Annotated in this window: 16 protein-coding genes; 2 read left to right on the top strand and 14 right to left on the bottom strand. The window is 73.6% G+C overall.

The features are described from left to right. Nucleotides 1-4 precede the first annotated feature (4 nt). Nucleotides 5-181 carry a hypothetical protein gene (locus AC3WRM_RS01765; RefSeq protein ID WP_492246653.1) on the top strand — a complete coding sequence of 59 codons (177 nt, stop codon included), beginning with the start codon at nucleotides 5-7 and terminating at the stop codon, nucleotides 179-181. A 7-nt stretch (nucleotides 182-188) separates the two neighbouring features. On the opposite strand, the gene AC3WRM_RS01760 is transcribed toward AC3WRM_RS01765, so the two are convergent. The 8 genes from AC3WRM_RS01760 to AC3WRM_RS01725 are packed head-to-tail and all read right to left on the bottom strand — an operon-like array spanning nucleotide 189 to nucleotide 9,140. Next, nucleotides 189-1,154 (bottom strand): uroporphyrinogen decarboxylase/cobalamine-independent methonine synthase family protein, encoded by a 966-nt coding sequence (locus tag AC3WRM_RS01760; protein WP_492246654.1) that lies wholly within the window; start codon nucleotides 1,152-1,154, stop codon nucleotides 189-191. Further along, nucleotides 1,151-2,272 carry a tRNA 2-thiouridine(34) synthase MnmA gene (gene mnmA / locus AC3WRM_RS01755; protein WP_492246655.1) on the bottom strand — a complete coding sequence of 374 codons (1,122 nt, stop codon included), beginning with the start codon at nucleotides 2,270-2,272 and terminating at the stop codon, nucleotides 1,151-1,153. Before mnmA ends, AC3WRM_RS01760 begins: the two co-directional genes overlap by 4 nt. After that, a complete protein-coding gene (locus AC3WRM_RS01750) occupies nucleotides 2,272-3,486 on the bottom strand; it encodes a cysteine desulfurase family protein (RefSeq protein ID WP_492246656.1) in 1,215 nt (404 codons plus the stop codon). Before AC3WRM_RS01750 ends, mnmA begins: the two co-directional genes overlap by 1 nt. 58 nt (nucleotides 3,487-3,544) lie before the next feature. After that, entirely contained in the window at nucleotides 3,545-4,678 is a 1,134-nt protein-coding gene (locus AC3WRM_RS01745; protein WP_492246657.1) for a cysteine desulfurase family protein, read from the bottom strand. After that, a complete protein-coding gene (gene nadC / locus AC3WRM_RS01740; protein WP_492246658.1) occupies nucleotides 4,675-5,565 on the bottom strand; it encodes a carboxylating nicotinate-nucleotide diphosphorylase in 891 nt (296 codons plus the stop codon). The genes AC3WRM_RS01745 and nadC overlap by 4 nt, the downstream gene beginning before the upstream one ends. Continuing rightward, nucleotides 5,559-7,121 (bottom strand): L-aspartate oxidase, encoded by a 1,563-nt coding sequence (gene nadB / locus AC3WRM_RS01735; protein WP_492246659.1) that lies wholly within the window; start codon nucleotides 7,119-7,121, stop codon nucleotides 5,559-5,561. The genes nadC and nadB overlap by 7 nt, the downstream gene beginning before the upstream one ends. Before the next feature lies 1 nt (nucleotide 7,122). Beyond that, nucleotides 7,123-8,463 (bottom strand): quinolinate synthase NadA, encoded by a 1,341-nt coding sequence (nadA, locus tag AC3WRM_RS01730; protein WP_492246660.1) that lies wholly within the window; start codon nucleotides 8,461-8,463, stop codon nucleotides 7,123-7,125. After that, entirely contained in the window at nucleotides 8,460-9,140 is a 681-nt protein-coding gene (locus tag AC3WRM_RS01725) for an NUDIX hydrolase (protein ID WP_492246661.1), read from the bottom strand. The genes nadA and AC3WRM_RS01725 overlap by 4 nt, the downstream gene beginning before the upstream one ends. A 103-nt stretch (nucleotides 9,141-9,243) precedes the next feature. On the opposite strand from AC3WRM_RS01725, the gene AC3WRM_RS01720 reads away from it, so the two are divergent. Beyond that, nucleotides 9,244-10,380 (top strand): GNAT family N-acetyltransferase, encoded by a 1,137-nt coding sequence (locus tag AC3WRM_RS01720; protein ID WP_492246662.1) that lies wholly within the window; start codon nucleotides 9,244-9,246, stop codon nucleotides 10,378-10,380. 3 nt (nucleotides 10,381-10,383) lie between these two features. On the opposite strand, the gene AC3WRM_RS01715 is transcribed toward AC3WRM_RS01720, so the two are convergent. The 6 genes from AC3WRM_RS01715 to AC3WRM_RS01690 all read right to left on the bottom strand — a co-directional run bounded on the left by AC3WRM_RS01715 (nucleotide 10,384) and on the right by AC3WRM_RS01690 (nucleotide 19,938). Next, nucleotides 10,384-13,914, bottom strand: coding sequence for an error-prone DNA polymerase (locus AC3WRM_RS01715; protein ID WP_492246663.1), 3,531 nt, complete (start codon nucleotides 13,912-13,914; stop codon nucleotides 10,384-10,386). Between the two features lie 93 nt (nucleotides 13,915-14,007). Next, on the bottom strand, nucleotides 14,008-15,528 hold the full coding sequence (locus AC3WRM_RS01710; protein ID WP_492246664.1) for a DNA polymerase Y family protein: 1,521 nt from the start codon (nucleotides 15,526-15,528) through the stop codon (nucleotides 14,008-14,010). Continuing rightward, entirely contained in the window at nucleotides 15,525-16,205 is a 681-nt protein-coding gene (gene imuA' / locus AC3WRM_RS01705; RefSeq protein ID WP_492246665.1) for a DnaE2-dependent mutagenesis accessory factor ImuA', read from the bottom strand. Before imuA' ends, AC3WRM_RS01710 begins: the two co-directional genes overlap by 4 nt. 82 nt (nucleotides 16,206-16,287) lie before the next feature. Then, complete coding sequence (locus tag AC3WRM_RS01700) at nucleotides 16,288-18,036, bottom strand: dipeptide ABC transporter ATP-binding protein (RefSeq protein WP_492246666.1); 1,749 nt, start codon at nucleotides 18,034-18,036, stop codon at nucleotides 16,288-16,290. Then, a complete protein-coding gene (locus AC3WRM_RS01695) occupies nucleotides 18,033-19,019 on the bottom strand; it encodes an ABC transporter permease (protein ID WP_492246667.1) in 987 nt (328 codons plus the stop codon). Before AC3WRM_RS01695 ends, AC3WRM_RS01700 begins: the two co-directional genes overlap by 4 nt. Continuing rightward, nucleotides 19,012-19,938 (bottom strand): ABC transporter permease, encoded by a 927-nt coding sequence (locus AC3WRM_RS01690; protein ID WP_492246668.1) that lies wholly within the window; start codon nucleotides 19,936-19,938, stop codon nucleotides 19,012-19,014. Before AC3WRM_RS01690 ends, AC3WRM_RS01695 begins: the two co-directional genes overlap by 8 nt. Between the last annotated feature and the right edge of the window lie 37 nt (nucleotides 19,939-19,975).

Raw genomic sequence — 19,975 nt, 5'->3', positions numbered from 1 at the left:
ACGCATGAGCAGCCGCCGTCTCGTCCCGATCGTCCTCGGAGCCCTGCTCGTCGTGGCGGGCCTCGTCGGGTTCTTCGTCCTCGACGGGCTGGCGGCCGACCTGGCGTGCGGGGTCGCCGTGGTGATCGGCATCGCCGTCGTGCGCCTCGGGTCGCGACCGGACCCCGACGAGATCGTCTAGCGGGACCTCAGCGGGCCAGTCCCACGGCCTCCGCCAGCACGCGGCGGGCGAAGGCGGGAGAGGCGCCGGCGAGACCGCACGCCGGCGTGACCACGACGCGGTCGTGCCAGGCGTCCTCGCCGAACCCGAGACGGCCGGTCCAGGCCTCGATCCGACGCCGCGCGGCGGCGGGGTCGAACGCGACGTCGCTCGACGGCAGCGCCCCGACCCAGAGGTCCGTACCCGCCTCGAACGCCTCGGCCCACGCGTCCAGAGCGTCGGCCGCCTCGACGAGGCCGAGGTCGAAGGCGATCGCGTCGAACCCGACGCCGCGCAGCAGCGAGACCGGCACGTCGGGCGCGCAGCAGTGCACCACGGGCGTCGCGCCGGCCTCGCGGACGGCGTCGACGACGACCCGCAGCAGCGCGTCGGCCTCGGGGAGGTCGATGGTGCGGTAGCGCCCGAAGCCCGACGAGGTCGGGACCCGCGCCGCCAGCACGGCGGGCAGAGCCGGTTCGTCGACCTGCAGCACGAGGGGCGAGCGCGGGAACCGACGACGCAGCGACGCCACGTGGTCGGCCGCTCCGGACGCGAGCGCGTGGGCGAGGTCGCGTCGCGCCCCGTGGTCCGCCAGGACCTTCTCGCCACGCTGGAGCTCGACGGTGGCCGCCAACGTCCAGGGGCCGGCCAGCTGCTGCTTGACGGTGCCCTCGCGGTCCTGGGCGATCTCCTCCAGGACGTCGAGGTCCTGGGCGAGCAGGGAGCGTGCGCGTCGGTGGTCGACCCCCGACGCGTCGAGCAGGCGCCACCCGGCGGGCTGCAGGTCCGCGCCCAGCCCGTCGAGCACGGCGAGCGACCTGCCGACCATCTGGGCGGCCACGCCCCGCGCCGGCAGCTCGGGGACGAACACGAGGTCGTCGAGGGTCCCGAGCACCATCGCCGCGCTCTCGGCGTAGTCCTCGCCGGGAAGGGAGCCGATCCCGGTCGCCCTCACCGGCCGTCCCCGGCGCCGACCTCGACACGCGCCGTGGCGGTGATGGTCGCCGAGCCGACCACGCGGGTGCCGACGTACACGACCACGGCCTGCCCCGGGGCGATGCCCTCGGCGGGGTCGTGCAGCCGCACCCGGACCAGGTCGCCCTCGACCTCGACGCGTGCTCGGTGCTCGGCACCGTGGGCACGCAGCTGCACGGTGCACTCGAGCGGGTCGCTCGGGGCCGTGCCGCACCACAGGGGCCGCCGAGCCTCCAACGCGTCGACGAGGAGGTGCTCGCGCGGACCCACGGTCACCGTGCCCGACACCGGCTCGATGTCGAGCACGAACCGCGGCTTGCCGTCGTCGGCCGGGACACCCAGCCGGAGGCCGCGACGCTGACCGATCGTGTACGCGTACGCGCCGTCGTGCTCGCGCAGGACGGCCCCGTCCTCGTCCACGATCGTCCCGGGGCGAGGGCCGAGGCGCTCCGCCAGCCAGCCGGCGTTGTCGCCGTCCGCGACGAAGCAGATGTCGTGGCTGTCGGGCTTGGTGGCCACCTGCAGGCCCCGCCGGGCGGCCTCGGCGCGCACGTCGGACTTGACCGAGTCGCCGAGCGGGAAGTACGAGTGCCGCAGCTGCTCCTGGGTGAGCACGCCGAGCACGTAGCTCTGGTCCTTCCCCGCGTCCTGTGCGCGGTGGAGCTCAGCGGTGTGCTCGGACGAGGGGCTGCCGGCGGCGGTCACCAGGCGGGCGTAGTGGCCGGTCACGACGCCGTCGAAGCCCAGCGCGAGCGCGCGGTCGAGGACGGCGGCGAACTTGATCTTCTCGTTGCAGCGCAGGCACGGGTTGGGCGTGCGGCCGGCGGCGTACTCGGCGACGAAGTCGTCGACCACCTCGTCGGCGAACTCGGTGCTCATGTCCCACACGTAGAACGGGATGCCGAGCACGTCGGCGGCCCGACGGGCGTCGCCGGCGTCCTCGATGGAGCAGCAGCCCCGGGCACCGGAGCGGTAGGAGCGCGGGTTGCGGCTCAGCGCCAGGTGCACCCCGGTGACGTCGTGCCCGGCCTCGACCGCCCGTGCCGCGGCGACGGCGGAGTCGACACCGCCCGACATGGCGGCGACGAGTCGTGCCATCAGCGTCCCCTGACGAGGGAGGCCGTGACGGCGCGCTCGTGCACCTGCGGGAGCGCGGCCAGCAGACGGTCGACGTCGGCCTCGGTGGTGGTGTGGCCGAGGCTGAGCCGCAGCGACCCGCGCGCGGCAGCGTCGTCGTAGCCCATCGCGAGCAGCACGTGGCTGGGCTGCGGCACGCCCGCCTGGCAGGCCGACCCCGTGGACACCTCGATGCCCTGCGCGTCGAGCAGCATGAGCATCGCGTCGCCCTCGCAGCCCGGGAACGTCACGTGGGCGATGTTCGGGAGCCGGTGGTGCGGTCCGGGCTCGGGGTCGCCGTTGACCACGGCGTCCGGGACGGCCTGGACGAGACCCGTCACCAGGCGCTGCCGGAGGCGCTCGATCCGCGCCGAGACCTCCGCCTGTCGCTCGACGGTGATCTCGAGCGCCCGCGCGAACGCAGCGATCAGCGCGACGCCGACGGTTCCGGAGCGCAGGTCGCGCTCCTGCCCGCCGCCGTGCACCAGGGGCACGGGGGCCACCTCGCGTCGCACCAGCAGCGCTCCCACCCCGACGGGCCCGCCGAGCTTGTGGGCGGTGACCGTCATCGCGTCGAGCCCCGAGGCGGCGAAGTCGAGGGGCAGGTACCCGGCAGCCTGCACGGCGTCGCTGTGCACCGGGACGTCGTGGCGCTGCGCCAGGGCGACGACCTCGTCGACCGGCTGCACGGTCCCCATCTCGTTGTTGGCCCACATGGTGGTCACGACGGCGACGGACGCGGGATCGGCCTCGATCTGCTCGCGCAGCCGCTCGACGACGACCCGTCCCTGCCGGTCGACGGGCGTCGTGTCGATACGGGCACCCTCGTGCGCGGCCAGCCAGGTGACGGGGTCGAGCAGGGCGTGGTGCTCGATGGAGCTGAAGAGCACCCGGTCACGCGCGGGGTCGGCGTCGCGACGTGCCCAGTACAGGCCCTTGATGGCGAGGTTGTTCGCCTCGGTGCCACCGGAGGTGAAGACGACCTCGGACGGACGGGCGCCGAGGCACTCCGCGATGACCTCGCGCGACTCCTCCACGACCCGACGCGCGGCACGTCCCGACGCGTGCAGGCTCGACGCGTTGCCCGTGCGCGCCAGCTGCTCGGTGAGCACCTGCGCGGCCTCGGGGTGCATCGGCGTGGTGGCCGCGTGGTCGAGGTAGACCGCGGGAGCCCGCTCGCTGTTCTCGGAGGTCATGACCCCACCAGGGTAGACCGACGCGCCACCGCGTCGTCGCGCGCTGGCGACGACGCGCTCACGGAGCGCAGACCTCGGCCAGCGCCTGCACGGCGTCCGCGAGCTGGTCGTCGGTCACCGAGCGCCCGAAGGTGAAGCGGACCGCCGTCTGCGCCACCTCCGCCGGCACCCCCATGGCGACGAGCACGTGGCTCGGCTCGTCGCTGCCCGCGTGGCACGCGGACCCGCTGGAGCAGACGACGCCCCGGCGCTCGAGGTCGAGCAGCACCGACTCCCCCGACCGGCCGGGGAGCACGAACGACGCATGACCGGGGAGACGCCGCGCAGGGTGTCCCGTCAGCGCGGAGCCCGGCACCGACTGCAGCACCGCCCCCACGAAGCGATCGCGCCGAGCAGCCACCTCCGCGGCCGACGTGCCGGCCGAGCGCGTGAGGCGCAGCGCAGCCGAGAGACCGACGGCTCCCGCCACGTCCTCCGTGCCGGAGCGTCGTCCGCCCTGCTGCCCCCCGCCGTGCACGAGCGGCTCGACGCGCACGCCTCGACGGACCCAGAGCAGCCCGACGCCCTTCGGCCCGCCGAGCTTGTGCGCGGAGAGGCTGAGCGCCTGGACGCCGAGAGCGCCGACGTCGAGCGTCAGCCCGTCGTGGGCGGCCCAGGCGGCCGACTGCACCGCGTCGGTGTGGAACGGCACCCCCCGTCGCGCCGCCACCTCGGCCAGCGCCGCGACCGGCTGGACCGTGCCGACCTCGTTGCTGGCGTGCTGCACGCTCACCAGCGTCGTGTCGTCGCGCAGGACCGCTGCGAGGGCGTCCGGGTCGACGAGACCCTCGCCGTCGACCCCGAGCTCGGTGACCTCGTAGCCGATGCGACCGAGCCAGCGCGCCGACTCCAGCACCGCCGGGTGCTCGACGGCGCTCACGACGACGTGGCGGCCCCGAGGCTGCGCGAGCGCGATGCCCTTGACCGCCGTGTTCGCCGCCTCGGTGCCGCCGGAGGTGAACGTGACCTCGCCGGGTCGCGCGCCCAGAGCCTGTGCGGCGTCGGCCCGCGCCTGCTCCAGCCCGGCGCGGGCAGCCTCGCCGATCTCGTGGTGGCTCGACGGGTTGCCGAACGCCGGGCCCAGGTAGGGACCCATGGCGGCCAGCACGTCGCGCCGCAGAGGCGTCGTCGCCGCCTCGTCGAGGTAGATCACCGTGCTGGTCCCGCCGCGGACGGCTCGGCACCCCGGCCCCCGCCGGGACCGCCGACCTCGAGGTCGAGCCCGAGGTCGAGCGCGCGGACGGAGTGGGTCAGGGCGCCGACGCTGATCACGTCGACGCCGGTGCGCGCCACGTCGCCGACGGTCTCGAGGGTGATGCCGCCGCTCGCCTCGATGATCGCGCGGCCCGCGACGAGCTCCACCCCGGCGCGCAGCTCGTCGAGCGTGAAGTTGTCGAGCATGATCGTGTCGACCCCGCCGGCGAGCACGGCCTCCACCTGGTCCAGCCGGTCGACCTCGACCTCGACGTGCGTCGTGTGGGGCAGCTGTTCGCGCGCGCTGCGGATGGCCGCGGTCACGTCGCCGACGAGCGCCAGGTGGTTGTCCTTCGCCATCACGGCGTCCGACAGCGAGAAGCGGTGGTTGCGTCCCCCGCCGCAGCGGACCGCGTGCCGCTCCAGCGCCCGCAGGCCGGGCGTGGTCTTGCGCGTGTCGACGACCCGCACGTCCGTGCCCTCGACCGCCTCCACGTACCGGGCCGTGAGGGTGGCGATGCCGCACATGCGCTGGACGAGGTTGAGGGCCACGCGCTCACCGCGCAGCACGGCCCGCGCGGGGCCCTCGACCGTCGCGAGGACGTCACCTGCGGCGAACCGCTCCGCGTCGGCACGCAGGACCTCGACCACGACGGCCGGGTCGACCACGGTGAACGTCTCGACGAGCACGTCGGCGCCCGCCATGACGCCGGCCTCGCGAGCCACGACCGAGGCTCGCGCGACGGCGGTCGCCGGCACGAACACCTCCGATGTCAGGTCGCCCGACGGTGCGTCCTCGTCGAGGGCGACGTCGACGACGCGACGTACCTGGCGCCGCGTCAGCACGACGCCCCCGCCGTCGCCCCGACGCGGGGCTGCGCGATGCTCCGGGCCAGGACCACGCCACTGTGCCGGGCCACCGGTCCGGGAGCGGGCGCGTCGGTGCGGAAGTGGCCGCCGCGCGACTCCCGACGCTCCAGCGCCGAGACGACCAGTGCCCGGCCGACGGTGCGCAGGTTCGCGTCCTCGACCGCCTTCACGTCGCCACCGGAGGCGACGCCGGCCTCCGCCCGCTGCAGGGTCTCGGCCGCGTGCCGCAGTCCCACCTCGTCGCGCCGCAGACCGGCCGTGTCCCACAGCAGCCGCTGCAGGTCGGTCCGGGTGAGCGGCAGCGGGTCGTCGACGTCCGCCGCAGGCACGACGACCGGCTCCGCCCACGTGTCGTCGAAGTCCCGCGCCGCCGCCGGCGCGGCCACGGCGGCCTCGACCACACGACGTCCGTACACCGCACCCTCGAGCAGGGAGTTGGACGCGAGCCGGTTGGCACCGTGCAGCCCGTTGCAGGCGACCTCGCCGACAGCCAGCAGACCGGGCAGCGACGTGCGTCCCCACAGGTCGGTGCGCACCCCGCCCATGAAGTAGTGGGCCGCCGGGGCGACCGGGACCGGCTCACGGGCCCAGTCGAGCCCGAACGAGCGGACGGACGCGTCAATGGTCGGGAAGCGGCGCGCGAGGAACTCGGCTCCCAGCGCGGTGGCGTCGAGCAGGACGGGCGCGCCGCCCTGGCGGCTCATCTGCTCGGCGATGCCCCGTGCCACGACGTCGCGCGGGGCGAGCTCGGCGTCGGGGTGGACGTCGAGCATGAACCGGTGGCCGTCGGCGGCGCGCAGCACCGCACCCTCGCCCCGCACGGCCTCGGACACGAGCGGGCTGCCCGGCACCGCGAGGGCGGTCGGGTGGAACTGGTAGAGCTCGAGGTCGGCCGCGACCGCCCCAGCGCGCAGCGCCATCGCCAGGCCGTCGCCGGTGGCCACCGCGGGGTTGGTCGTGTACGGGTACAGCTGCCCCGCTCCCCCGGTGGCGAGCACCACCTGGTCGCCGTGCACCACCGTGCCGTCGAGGAGCACGACACCGTGGACCACGCCGTCGTGGACGACGAGGTCGACAGCCATCGTCCGCTCACGCACCTCGACGCTGCTCGAGCGCACCCGCTCGACCAGGGCGTCGGAGATGGCCGCGCCCGTCGCGTCACCGCCGGCGTGCAGGATCCGTCCGTGGGAGTGGGCGGCCTCCAGACCTCGGGCGAGCTCGCCGTGGTGCACGTCGAAGCGCACCCCGCGCCGCACAAGGGCAGCGACGGCGTCCGGACCTGCCGCGCAGAGCACCTGCACGGCCTCCTCGTCGGACAGCCCGGCACCGGCGGCCAGCGTGTCGGCGACGTGGGACGCGACGCTGTCGGACGGGTCGGTGACCACGGCCACGCCGCCCTGGGCCCAGCTCGTGTTGCTGGTGACGAGATCGGCCTTCGTGAGCAGCGTGACCCGCACCCCGGGACGCGCTGCCGCCTCCAGCGCCGCGGTGAGCCCGGCGACGCCGCTGCCGACGACGACCACGTGGCTCACGTCAGGCACCCCTCCCGGAGACGGGGACCGGGGAGGCGTCCTTGGGCCGCGCGGCAAGCATGCGCTCGAGGGCGACCTTGGCGTCACGGGCGACGTCGTCCGGCACGACGATCTCGTTGCGGACCTCGCCCTCGATCAGGCCGTCGAGCACCCAGGCGAGGTAGCCCGGGTGGATCCGGTACATCGTCGAGCAGGGGCACACGACCGGGTCGAGGCAGAAGATCGTCCGGTCGGGGTGCTCCGCCGCGAGCCGGTTGACGAGGTTGACCTCGGTGCCGATGGCGATGACGTCGCCCGGCTGGCTGGCCGCGACGTACTTGCGGATGAGGTCGGTGGAGCCGGCGGCGTCAGCAGCGTCGACCACGGGCATCGGGCACTCGGGGTGCACGACGACCTTGACGCCGGGGTGCTCGGCGCGCGCCTGCTCGATCTGGGCGACGGTGAACCGCTTGTGCACCGAGCAGAAGCCGTGCCACAGCAGCACCTGCGCGTCGTGCAGCTGCTCCTGGGTGTTGCCGCCGAGCGGCTTGCGCGGGTTCCACATCGGCATGCGGTCCAGCGGCACGCCCAGGGCCTTGGCCGTGTTGCGGCCGAGGTGCTGGTCGGGGAAGAAGAGCACGCGGTGCGCCCGCTCGAACGCCCACTCCAGCACCGTGGCGGCGTTCGACGACGTGCAGACAATGCCCCCGTGGCGACCGCAGAACGCCTTGAGGGCGGCCGAGGAGTTCATGTAGGTGACCGGCAGGACCGGCACCTTGCCGCCGGCGTCCGGGCCCATGCCCGTGACGGGGTCGGCGTAGACGCGCTCGAGCTCCTCCCACGCCGTCTCGACGGACTCCTCGTCGGCCATGTCGGCCATGGAGCAGCCGGCGGCCAGGTTGGGCAGGATCACGTGCTGCTCCGGTCGCGCGAGGATGTCGGCGGTCTCGGCCATGAAGTGCACGCCGCAGAAGACGATCGTCTCGGCCTCGGGACGGGTGAGTGCCGCGTTGGCGAGCTGGAAGGAGTCGCCGACGAAGTCGGCGTGCTGCACGACCTCGTCGCGCTGGTAGAAGTGCCCGAGGACGACGAGTCGGTCGCCGAGCGCCTCTTTGGCCGCGCGGATCCGCTCGTGCAGGTCGGCGTCGTCCATCCGCTGGTAGGCGACGGGGAGCTGGCCGGGACGCACCACCGGCTCGGGGACGACGTCGTCCTCGGACGCGCCGGGTCCGTAGCCGGGGACGAGGTCGAAGAGCCAGGGCCCCTCGGCCAGGTCGGCGTCGCACGTGTCGCCGGGCCGTGCGGTGACGACGTCGTGGACGGAGCCGGTGGGGACGGGACCGGTGGACAGGGTGCTGGTCATCGGATCTCCTCGGGGAGAGCCGCGCGCCGGTACAGCGCGGGCGGACGGTGGCTCGTGCCGGTGAGGTAGGAGCCGGTGGGGGTGACGGTCCCGCTCGCCAGGACCTGGCGGCGGAAGTTGGCGGGGTCGAGCGGGCGGTCGAGCACGGCCTCGTGCACGGCGCGCAGGTCGGCCAGCGTGAACTCGGGCGTGACGAAGGCGAACGCGATCGGCGAGTACGTGATCTTGGCCCGCAGACGCGCCAGGGCGTAGTGGAGGATCGTGTCGTGGTCGAAGGCGAGCCCGCGCACGTCGTCGGCGACGAACCACTCGACGTTCTCGCCGTCGGTGGCTCGGGCGTCCTCGTCAGGTCGGACCAGCGCCCAGTAGACGATCGAGACCACCCGGTCCTCGGGCGAGCGGTCGACCGCGCCGAAGGAGTAGAGCTGCTCGAGGTGTCGCGGCGCGAGGCCGGTGGTGCGCTCGAGCGTGTGGCGCGCCGAGGCGGCGAGGTCCTCGTCGGGGCGCAGCGGGCCGCCCGGGAGGGCCCAGCGACCTTCGTAGGGCTCGCGGATGCGACGCACGAGCGGCAGCCACAGGGTCGTGCGGCCCGTCGTGGGATGCGGGCGCAACGCGAAGATGACCGTGGACACCGCCAGGCTGACCTGGCCGGTGTCGGTCTCGACGTCGGTGCGCATCGCTGCTCCCTTCGGGTTGACCTGACCTTAACCCCACCTTCTGGTCGGCTCAACTCGAAGTGCGGCGCATCTCACCCCTCGGGCACCCGCCAGGATGGGAGCCATGCAGATCCGCCGCCTGACCGAGGCCGACGAGGACGTCATGCGACGCCAGTTCACCGAGGCGTTCGGCGCCTTCGACCCGCCGGAGCCTCCTGTCCCCTTCATCGTCGACGGGAAGCGCTGGTGGGGCGCAGAGGTCGACGGCCGCATCGTCGCGACGGCCCTGGACCGGGAGTACGAGTCCTGGTTCGGGGGCGTCCGCGTGCCGACCGCCGGCATCGGTGGCGTCACGGTCGCGCCCGAGCACCGAGGGGCAGGGCTGCTCCGTCCGCTGTTCACGGCCATGCTCGCCGAGGCTCGTGAGCGCGGCGCGGTCGTCTCGACGTTGTACGCGACGGCGCCTGCGCTCTACCGGCGGTTCGGGTTCGAGACCGTCACCTCGCTCGACGACGTGCGCCTGCCGACCCACGCGCTCGCCGTCGGCGGCAGCACCCCCGTGCGGCGGGCCACGGCGGCCGACGACGCCGCGATCCGCGCCGTCCACGACCGCGCGGCGGCACGTGAGAACGGACCACTCGCCCGCACGGGGCCGCTGTTCACGGAGTCGCCGACCCTGCGGGTCAGCGGCGTGACCGTGGCCGAGCGCGAGGGTCAGGTCGTCGGCTACGTGTCGTGGGACCGCGGCCGCGGGTACGGCGCCGAGGGCGAGCTGCTGGTGGGACAGCTGATGGCCGACGACGCCGACGCGTCGCGCTCCCTGCTGAGCCTGCTCTCGACGTTCGCCTCGGTGACCCCGACCGTCCGGGTCCGCACCAGCGGCGTGGCGCCGTGGCAGCACCTGCTGCGCCAGGCGCACCCGGAGACGGTCTCGTCGGCCCCCTACGCGCTGGCGGTGCTCGACCCGGCCGCCCTCGGCCTGCCCCGCGTGCACCCCGGCATCGACGCCCGCCTCCCGTTCTCCGTCGACGGACGCTCCCTCACCCTCGTGGTCGCCGACGGCTCCGGGCACGTCGAGGCGACGAGCACGACCGCGGGCGGCCGCACGTTCACGCGCGGCGGGCTGGCGCTCACCTTCGCGGGCACCGCGACCTCGGCCACCCTGCGGTCCCTCGGGCACGTCGAGGGCGACGCCGCCGACGACGTCACCTGGGACCTGCTGTTCACCCGCGGCCCGGTGACGGTGCACGACTACTTCTGACGCTCACCGGAAGTCGCGCGAGCGGTGCCGACCGATGGCCGCCGCCGTCTCGGGGTACAACGACTCGATCCGCTCGATCCGCTCCGCCCGCAGGTTCGTCGCACCCTCGACGTTCTCGACGATCCCCCGCACGACCACGCCGGCCGCGTTCTGCAGCACCCGACGGTGCTGGGCCCAGACGTCGGCGAACACCACCACGTTGAGCATGCCCGTCTCGTCCTCCAGGTTGAGGAACGTGACGCCCGACGCCGTGTACGGACGCTGCTTGTGGGTGATGAGCCCGGCCACCCGGATCCGCCGACCCGTGCCGAGCGACGCGCACTCCTGCACCGCACGGACCTCCTCGCGCACCAGCAGGGGACGCAGGTGCACGAACGGGTGGTCGGTGGGCGAGATGCGCGTGGCCCACAGGTCGGCCGTGGTCAGCTCGACGTCGCTCATGCCCGGCAGCATCGGCGGCGGCGCCTGCACGGCCGTGCCCTCCAGCAGGTCGGGCGCGTCGGTGTAGCCCGCGTTCCACAGCGCCTGGCGTCTGCTGAGGCCGAACACGTCGAACGCCCCTGCCGTGGCCAGGGCCTCCATCTGCGCCACCGACAGCCCCGTGCGGCGCACCACGTCGGCCATGTCGGTGAACGCACGCTCCGCCCGGGCCGCCACGACGCGCTCGGCGTCGGCCTGTCCGATGCCCTGCACCTCCGTGAGCCCCAGCCGCACCGCGTGGTGGCCGTCGCGCCGGTGCTCGGCCAGCCGGGCCTGCAGCACGTCGCGGGCCTGCGTGTCGTCGAAGTCGCCCGTCGGGGGCTGCTCACGGTGCGTGCAGGTGGCGAGCCCCGTCGGTGCCCCGGCCCCCCGGCCCGGGACGAGGAGCTCCAGGTCGGCGTGCACCTGCGACCGGGCGATGCAGGGTCGCCGCACCTCCACCCCGTGCCGACGGGCGTCGGCGGTGAGCGACTGCGGGGAGTAGAAGCCCATCGGCTGCGAGCGCAGCAGTGCCGCCAGGAACGCCGCCGGGGCGTGCAGCTTCAGCCAGCTGCTCGCGTACACCAGCAGCCCGAAGCTCAGCGCATGGCTCTCGGCGAACCCGAAGTTCGCGAACGCCTGGATCCGTTCGTAGATGCCGTCGGCCGTCTCCCCCGTGATGCCGTGCCGCTGCATCCCCGCGTACAGGGTCTCGCGCAGTCGCTCGATCCGCTCCGTCCCCCGCTTGGAGCCCATCGCCCGTCGCAGCAGGTCCGCGTCGTCACCCGTGCAGTCGCCCACCGTCATCGCGATCTGCATGAGCTGCTCCTGGAACAACGGCACGCCCATCGTGCGCTCCAGCACCGGCTTCAGCAGCGGGTGGATGTAGTCGACCGTCTCCTTGCCCAGCCGGCGACGGATGTACGGGTGCACCGCCCCGCCCTGGATGGGACCCGGCCGGATCAGCGCGATCTCGATGACGAGGTCGTAGTAGGAGCGCGGTCGCAGTCGCGGCAGGGTGCCGATCTGGGCGCGGCTCTCGACCTGGAACACGCCGACGGAGTCGGCCAGGCACAGCATGTCGAAGACCCCCGGCTCCTCCTTGGGGATCGACGCGAGGTCCCACCGCTCCCCCGTGTGCTCGGCCAGCAGGTCGAACGTGTGCTGGATCGCCCCGAGCATCCCGAGGCCGAGCAGGTCGAACTTGACCAGTCCCATCCACGCGCAGTCGTCCTTGTCCCACTGCAGCACCGTGCGCCTGTCCATGCGGGCCCGCTCGATCGGCACCACCTCGCCCACCGGTCGCTCGGTGAGCACCATGCCACCGGAGTGGATGCCCAGGTGACGAGGCGTCTTCAGCAGCTGCTCGGCGAGCTGGCGCACCAACGGCGGCAACGGGTGGTCCTCGGCCGTCTCGATCGCCCGCCACGACTCGATGCCCTTGCTCCACGCGTCCTGCTGACCCACCGAGTAGCCCAGCGCCTTGGCGACGTCGCGGACGGCCGACCGCGGCTGGTAGCTGATCACGTTGGCCACCTGGGCGGCGTTGCGCCGGCCGAACTGGTCGTAGACCCACTGGATGATCTCCTCCCGACGGTCGGCGTCGAAGTCGACGTCGATGTCGGGCTCCTCGTCGCGGGTGGCGGCCAGGAACCGCTCGAACGGCAGGTCGTAGCGCATCGAGTCGACCGCGGTGATGCGCAGCGCGTAGCAGACCGCGGAGTTCGCGGCCGAGCCGCGACCCTGGCACAGGATCCTGCGACGCCGGGCCTCGGCGACGATGTCGTGGACGATGAGGAAGTAGCCGCAGAAGCCCTTCTCCTCGATGACGGCCAGCTCACGCTGCAGCCGCTCCTCGGCGCGGTCACGGTCGTGCGCGTAGAGCTCGTCGGCACCCTGGCGCACCAGCTCGCGCAGGTACTCCATCGGCGTGTACCCGGCGGGCACCTGGGTCTGCGGCAGTCGCGGTGCCGCTCGCCGCAGGTCGAAGGCCGCGGCCCGGGCGACGTCGACCGAGCGCGCCACCGCACCGGGGTACCGACCGAACCGCGCCTGCATCTCCGCGCCCGAGCGCAGGTACGCCTGGCCCGACGCCGCGAGCCAGCCGTCCATGTCGGCCAGGCTGCGTCGGGCCCGGACGGCCGCCATCGCCTGGGCCAGCCGGGTGCGCCCCGGGGTCGCCGCGTGCACGTTGCCGGTGGCCACCACGGGCAGGCGGTGCTCGGCGGCCAGGCCCGCCAGCACGTCGTTCACGGTGGAGTCGGTGGGTCCGGCGTGGTGGGTGAGCTCGACGTCGACCGCGTCGGCGCCGAAGAGGTCGACGAGACGGCGCAGCGCACGGGACGCGTCGGCCGGGCCGCCGGCGGCGAGCGCCTGGCGCACGAAGCCCTTGCGGCAGCCGGTGAGCACGTGCCAGTGCCCGCGGCCCTGCTCGGCCAGCTGCTCGAGGTCGTAGACCGGGCGCCCCTTCTCGTCGCCGGCCAGCTGCGCCTCGGTGATGGCGGAGGCCAGCCGGTGGTAGCCCTCCACGCCGCGGGCGAGCACGAGCAGGTGGCTGCCCTCGGGGTCGGGCACCCCCTGCTGCGGTGCCGTGAGGCCGAGCGACAGCTCCGCGCCGAACACCGTCGGCAGCCCCAGCTCCTGCGCCGCCTCGGCGAAGCGGGCCACGCCGTAGAAGCCGTCGTGGTCGGTCAGGGCCAACGCCTCCAGCCCGAGGGCGACGGCCTGCTCGACCAGGACCTCGGGTGCGCTGGCGCCGTCGAGGAAGCTGAAGTCGCTGTGGCAGTGCAGCTCGGCGTACGGGACGGTCGGCGCCTGGTCCGCGCCGTCCTGCCACCGGCCGCCACCGTCGTCCGTGGCGTCGGGAGCCCGGTAGCGCGCGCGCTTGCGGCTGAACGCGGGACCGTCCCCGCCGTCGGGGAAGCGACCGTCGACGGGGTCGGGTGCCAGGTCCTCGGTGCCGGGCACCGGGCCGCGCCGGTCGGCCCGCCGGTCCTGCGGGAGTGCGTGCGCCGGACGTCCGGAGAGCCGCGCCTCGAGCTCGCGCCAGGTGACGTCGGGGTTGTTCCAGCCCATCAGCGCCTCCCCCTCCCCCGCTGAGCGTGACGTTTCCGGGGTGGGCGACGCGTCTCCACCCCGGAAACGTCACACTCAGGGGGGTGGGTGGGCTCAGTCATAGCGGGCCTCGGTCCACCAGGTGCCGTTCTCGACGACCATGAGCCAGGCGGTCCCGTCGACGCCGACCACCTGGAAGCGGGCCACCCGACGGGCGGCGGCCTCGTCCCACCAGAGCTCGTCGACGGGCCAGGGACCGGCCCACGACGCGACGGGACGCCAGTGCTCGTCGCCCGTGGCGCGGAACCGCACCGGCTCGCAGCTGATCGCCCCGCGGCCGTCGACGCCGACCACCCGGTCGCCCGGTCCGACGACCTGGGCCGGCCTCGGGGCGGCGTACACGGTGGCCGGCGCCGGCGGCGGCACCGACCCGGGCCACGGGGCACCGACCGCCCGAGCCGGCTGCGCCTGCTCGCCCCACGTCGTCAGCAGGCGGCGGGCAGCCGGTGCCCGACCACCCTGGACCTGGGCCGCGAGCACCCCGTCGTGCCCGACCAGACCCTGCACCCGGGCGATCCCCCGCTCGACGCGCTCGTCGTCGGCAGCCAGGGTGCCGGCCCCGAACAGGACCGGGGCGTGCTCGCCCACGGGCGCGACCATCTCGGGCACCAGCCGCACGCCGCCGACCGGTCCGGGCAGCACCGTGCCCTGCAGCTGCCAGCGCACCCGGTCGACGACGTCGACGGCACCGAACCAGCGCGGGTGCGCCCAGCGTCGGGAGGAGGCGACGACGCCGTCGACCTCGACCTCGATCCCGAGCGCGGTGCACACGACACCGCGCTCGGCGAGGCGGGCGACGAACCGCTCGGCGACCGAGCGCAGGCTGAACGCGACGGTCTCGGCCCGGGAGACGGGCGGCTCGAGGACCAGGACGCCGCTCAGCTCGGGCGGCACCTCGCGGCGGGCGAGCAGCCGGGGGTCCTGCCCCGAGGCGAGCCGGTGCAGCAGGCCGCCGTGCGCCCCGAACCGGGTGTGGACGTCGGAGGGCCGCAGCGCCGCCAGGTGCGCGAGGGTGGTCAGACCCATGCGGCGCAGCAGGCTGACCACGTCGGGCGACTCGAGCACCTCGACCGGGAGCGGGGCCAGGAAGGCGGCGTCGGTGCCGGGCTCGACGACGTGGACGTCCTGCGGGGCAGCCCGGCGGGCGGCCTGCTCCGCGGCGAACAGGGTGTCGGCGACGCCGAGCCGCACGTCCCACACCGCGAGCGAGACGACCCGCTCGGCGACGACGGCCGCCGCCTGCTCCTCCCCGCCGTAGAAGCGGGCGGGCACGGGCAGCGCGCACAGCCCGGGACGCAACGGCGTGACCGCGGGGCTGAGCTCCTCGACGCCGAGCAGCACCTCCTCGAACGAGCGCGCCTCGACGTCGGGACGGTGGTCGGCCAGGTGCAGCTCGGGGCAGCGCGCCTGGGCGTCACGACGACGCATGCCGCGCCGCACGCCCTCGACCCGCGCGGCGTGGTTGCACGCCAGCACCTGGCCGCCCTCGAGCACAGCACCGGGCTCGTCGCGCGGCAGGTCGGGCAGGGCGGCCCGCACCGGCCAGTCGGGGCACCACACCACGAGGGTCCTCATCCGGCGCTCCGCACGATCGCGGGCTCGCGCCGGCGCACGGGTGCGACGTCGGGGCGAGCCTGCTGCACGGTGAGGTCGGCCGCGGGCAGCAGCAGGTCCCGGGTGCGGCGTGGCGCGGTGCCGCGGCGGAGCGCGACCGTGACCTCCCGCGAGCGCAGGTGTCCGTCGCCGGCACCCGGACCGGCCCAGCGGGCGGTCTCGAGGGTGAGCCGGGCGTCGCAGCGCGGCCAGTCACCCCACGGGACGAGCACGCAGCCCTGCTTGCGCAGCCGGGCCCCGAGGCGGGCCGCGTCGCCCTCGCCGACCGCCGCGGGCGGTCGGACGACCACGAGACCCACCACGTCGACGAGCGCGGCCGTGACCTCCAGCCAGCGGTCCTGCGGGTCGGGCACCAGCACCGTGCGGTGCGGGTCGACGCCCATCGCGACCGCGGCCTCGACCCCCAGGTCGGGTGCGCCGACCACCGCGCACCACGTGCCGGCCGCCGAGGGACCGGCCATGAGCAGCAGGGCCAGGCTGGCCGAGTCGACGCCGTACACCCCTCCGGTCTCCAGGCTCAGCAGACCCTCGAGGGCCGCGTGCGTGGGCACCGACTGGCGGGCGGGAGCGCCCTGCATCCGCTCGACCTCACGTCGCAGCTCGGCGACGACCTCGAGGGCGGGACGGGCGGTGGACACCCCACCATGATCGAACAGATGTTCGAACGCGTCAACTGGATCGACGCACCCCGCGCCCGGTCAGCCGGGCGCGGGGCGAGCCTCAGACGTCGTCGCCGGCCTCCACCACGCCGAGCGGGATCGACCCGCCCGGGATGGCGTCGAGGAGCATGCGCGTGTAGTCCTCGCGGGGGTTCTCGAACACCTCGGAGACGGTCGACTGCTCGACGACCTTGCCGTTCTGCATCACCAGCACGTTGTCGGCGATCTGCCGCACGACCGCGAGGTCGTGGGTGATGAACAGGTAGGACAGGCCCAGCTCGCTCTGCAGCTCGTTCAGCAGCGTCAGGATCTGCGCCTGCACCAGCACGTCGAGCGCCGAGACGGCCTCGTCGCAGATGACGACCTCCGGGTCGAGCGCGAGGGCTCGGGCGATCGCCACCCGCTGGCGCTGGCCGCCCGACAGCTCGTTCGGGTAACGCGTCATGACCGACGCCGGCAGCGACACCTTGTCGAGCAGGTCGCGGATCTTGGTCTCGCGCTCCTTGGCCGTGCCGACGCCGTGCAGCCGCAGCGGCTCCTCGATCGAGCGGTAGATGGAGTACATCGGGTCCAGCGAGGCGTACGGATTCTGGAACACCGGCTGCATCTGGCGGCGCAGCGCGAGCTGCTGGTCCTTCTTGCGCAGGGTCGTGATGTCGACGCCGTCGAACTCGACGCTGCCACTCGTGGCATCGAGCAGGCCGAGGACCATGCGGGCCACGGTCGACTTGCCCGACCCCGACTCGCCGACGATCGCGGTGGTGGTGCCGCGCTCGAGCTGGAACGAGACCTGGTCGACCGCCGTGAAGTCGGTCGACTGGCCGGGCCGGCCGCCCCGGATCTTGAAGACCTTGGTGAGGTCCTTGGCCTCGACGATCGTGCCGCGGCCCTCCCCCAGCTCGTCGTCGTGCGTCGCGACCTCGGCCGCGATCTCGGCCGCCGTCTGCACGGCCTGCTCGCGGACCTCGGCGCGCGCCTGCACCGACGAGAGCCGCTGCGAGGCGAGCGACGGCGCCGAGCTGACGAGCCGCTTGCTGTACGGGTGCTGGGGGTCCTGCAGGATCTCCAGCGCCGGCCCGGACTCCACGACCTGTCCGCGGTACATGACCACGAGGTGGTCGGCCCGCTCGGCCGCCAGGCCGAGGTCGTGGGTGATGAGCAGGACCGCGAAGCCCAGCTCGTCGGTGAGCCGGTCGAGGTGGTCGAGGATCTGCTTCTGCACCGTCACGTCGAGCGCCGACGTCGGCTCGTCGGCGATGAGCAGCTTCGGCCGCGCCGCGAGGCCCATGGCGATGAGCGCCCGCTGGCGCATGCCGCCGGAGAACTCGTGCGGGTACTGCTGAGCACGACGCTCGGCGTCGGGCAGACCGGCCTCCTCGAGCAGCTCGACGACGCGGGCGTCGGCGGCCTTGCCCTTGGCGACGCCGTTGGCCTCGAGCGACTCCTTGATCTGCGTGCCGACGCGCCACAGCGGGTTGAGGTTCGACATCGGGTCCTGCGGCACGAGGCCGATGGACGAGCCGCGCAGGGCGATGATGTCGGACTTCCTGGCGTGCGCGATGTCCTGGCCCTCGAAGAGGATCTGGCCACCGGTGATCCGTCCGGTGCCGGGCAGCAGGTCGATGATGGCGTGCGCCGTCGTCGACTTGCCCGAGCCGGACTCGCCCACGATCGCGACGGTCTGACCGGGGTAGACGGACAGGTTCGCGCCGATGACGGCGGGCACCACGGTCTTCTTGTCGGCCGCGAAGCCCACGTGGAGGTCCTTGACCTCCAGCAGCGGCTGGTCAGGGTTGAGGTCGCGGCTCATCGCTTCTTCGCCTTCGGGTCGAGGGCGTCGCGCACGGCGTCGCCGAGGAGGATGAAGCTGAACACCGTGAGCGCCAGCGCTCCGGCGGGCCAGAACATGGTGCCCAGACGCTGCCCGGCACGCACCTGGTTCTGGGAGGCGGCGATGTCGTTGCCCCACGACACGATGCTGGTCGGCAGCCCGAGGCCGAGGAACGACAGCGTCGCCTCGGCGACGATGAAGACGCCGAGCGAGACCGTCGCCGTGACGATCACCGGGGCGAGCGAGTTCGGCACCACGTGGCGGAGCAGGTTGCGCCGTGGCGTGGCACCGAGCGCACGCGCGGCGTCGACGAACTCCTGCTGCTTGGTCTCGATGACGGCACCACGGGCGATACGGGTCACCTGGGGCCAGCCGAACAGCCCCAGGGCCAGCACGATCGCGAGGACCGAGCCCCAGAAGCCGCGGTTGGGCCACACGTTGTTGAGCGCGGACAGCAGCACGATCGCGGCCAGCAGCAGCGGGATCGCGTAGAAGATGTCGCCGATGCGGGAGATGAGAGCATCGAGGAAGCCGCCGTAGAAGCCGGCCACGGCACCCGTCACCAGCCCGAGCAGCGCGACGATCAGCGTCGTGAAGACGCCGACGGCGACGGAGGCCCGGGCGCCGTAGATGACGCGCGAGTACACGTCGCAGCCCTGACGGTCGAAGCCGAGTGGGTGACCGGGCGAGGAGACCGCCAGGCTCTTGCCAGGCTGGCAGAAGCTGGGGTCGTTGCTCGTGAACAGGCCCGGCACGGCGATGACCACTGCCAGGAACACGAGCAGCACGGCCGAGACCCAGAACAGCGGGTTCTTGCGCAGCTGCTTCCACGCCTCCTTCCACTGGCTCTCCGGCGGTGCCGTCGTGTCGAGGGCGCCGACGTCGTGCAGCGGGGTGTCCTCGAGGCGGGCGACGTAGCGCTCCTGCCCGGGACGGATCTTCGAGGGACGGCCGTCAGGCATAGCGGATCCTCGGGTCGAGCCAGGCGTAGAGCAGGTCCACGACGAGGCTGGTGAGCACGTAGACGAGCACCATGATGGTGACGACCGAGACGATGGTCGGGGTCTCGCCGCGTCGGACGGCCTGGAAGGCCAGGTTGCCGACACCCGGGACGTTGAAGATGCCCTCGGTCACGACCGCGCCGGCCATCAGGCCGCCCAGGTCGGCGCCGAGGAACGTCACGACGGGGATGAGGGAGTTGCGCAGCACGTGCCGGCGGTTGACCTGCCCGTCGGGCAGTCCCTTCGCGCGGGCCGTGCGCACGTGGTCGGCGGTGAGGTTCTCGATGACCGACGTGCGGGTCAGGCGCAGCACGTACGCGAACGACACGAGTCCGAGCACGATCGCCGGCAGCAGCAGCTCGCGGAACGTCGCCTGGGAACTGACCAGCGCCGGAAGCGCGCCGAGCTTGATGCCCACGAGCAGCTGGAGCACGAAGCCGAAGACGAAGATGGGGACGGCGATGACGAGCAGCGACACCACGAGCATCGTGGAGTCGAACAGCTTGCCGCGGCGCATGCCGGCGTAGAAGCCGGCGGCCACGCCGAGCACCGCCTCGATCACCAGCGCCATGAACGCGAGCTTGATCGTGACCGGGAACGCACGCTGGACGAGGTCGATCACCGGCTGCCCGCTGAACGCGGTGCCGAAGTCCAGCGTCACCGCGCCCTTGAGGAACAGCAGCCACTGCACCAGGAACGGCTTGTCGAAGTTGTACTGCTCTCGCAGTGCCTGGTAGGTGCCCTCGGGCACGGGCTTGTCTCCGAACAGCGCGACGATGGGATCGCCTGGTCGCAGGAACACCATCGCGTAGATGAGCAGCGTCGCTCCGAGGATCACCGGGATCGCTTGGAGGAGACGCTTACCGACGTACCACCACATGGGCAGGACTCCTTGTCTGAAGGGGGCGGCCGTGCCG

The organism is Aeromicrobium sp. EU05-FHT14F07, assembly GCF_058790455.1.
The sequence above is the reverse complement of the archived record's forward strand: the minus strand, read 5'-3'. Positions and strand labels throughout refer to the sequence as shown.

Excerpts from the sequence above, each read along its gene's own strand:
- AC3WRM_RS01765 (WP_492246653.1), top strand. The coding sequence starts at position 5 with ATGAGCAGCCGCCGTCTCGTCCCGATCGTCCTCGGAGCCCTGCTCGTC.
- mnmA (WP_492246655.1), bottom strand. The coding sequence starts at position 2,272 with ATGGCACGACTCGTCGCCGCCATGTCGGGCGGTGTCGACTCCGCCGTC.
- AC3WRM_RS01750 (WP_492246656.1), bottom strand. The coding sequence starts at position 3,486 with ATGACCTCCGAGAACAGCGAGCGGGCTCCCGCGGTCTACCTCGACCAC.
- nadA (WP_492246660.1), bottom strand. The coding sequence starts at position 8,463 with ATGACCAGCACCCTGTCCACCGGTCCCGTCCCCACCGGCTCCGTCCAC.
- AC3WRM_RS01725 (WP_492246661.1), bottom strand. The coding sequence starts at position 9,140 with ATGCGCACCGACGTCGAGACCGACACCGGCCAGGTCAGCCTGGCGGTG.
- AC3WRM_RS01720 (WP_492246662.1), top strand. The coding sequence starts at position 9,244 with ATGCAGATCCGCCGCCTGACCGAGGCCGACGAGGACGTCATGCGACGC.
- AC3WRM_RS01715 (WP_492246663.1), bottom strand. The coding sequence starts at position 13,914 with ATGGGCTGGAACAACCCCGACGTCACCTGGCGCGAGCTCGAGGCGCGG.
- AC3WRM_RS01710 (WP_492246664.1), bottom strand. The coding sequence starts at position 15,528 with ATGAGGACCCTCGTGGTGTGGTGCCCCGACTGGCCGGTGCGGGCCGCC.
- AC3WRM_RS01700 (WP_492246666.1), bottom strand. The coding sequence starts at position 18,036 with ATGAGCCGCGACCTCAACCCTGACCAGCCGCTGCTGGAGGTCAAGGAC.
- AC3WRM_RS01695 (WP_492246667.1), bottom strand. The coding sequence starts at position 19,019 with ATGCCTGACGGCCGTCCCTCGAAGATCCGTCCCGGGCAGGAGCGCTAC.
- AC3WRM_RS01690 (WP_492246668.1), bottom strand. The coding sequence starts at position 19,938 with ATGTGGTGGTACGTCGGTAAGCGTCTCCTCCAAGCGATCCCGGTGATC.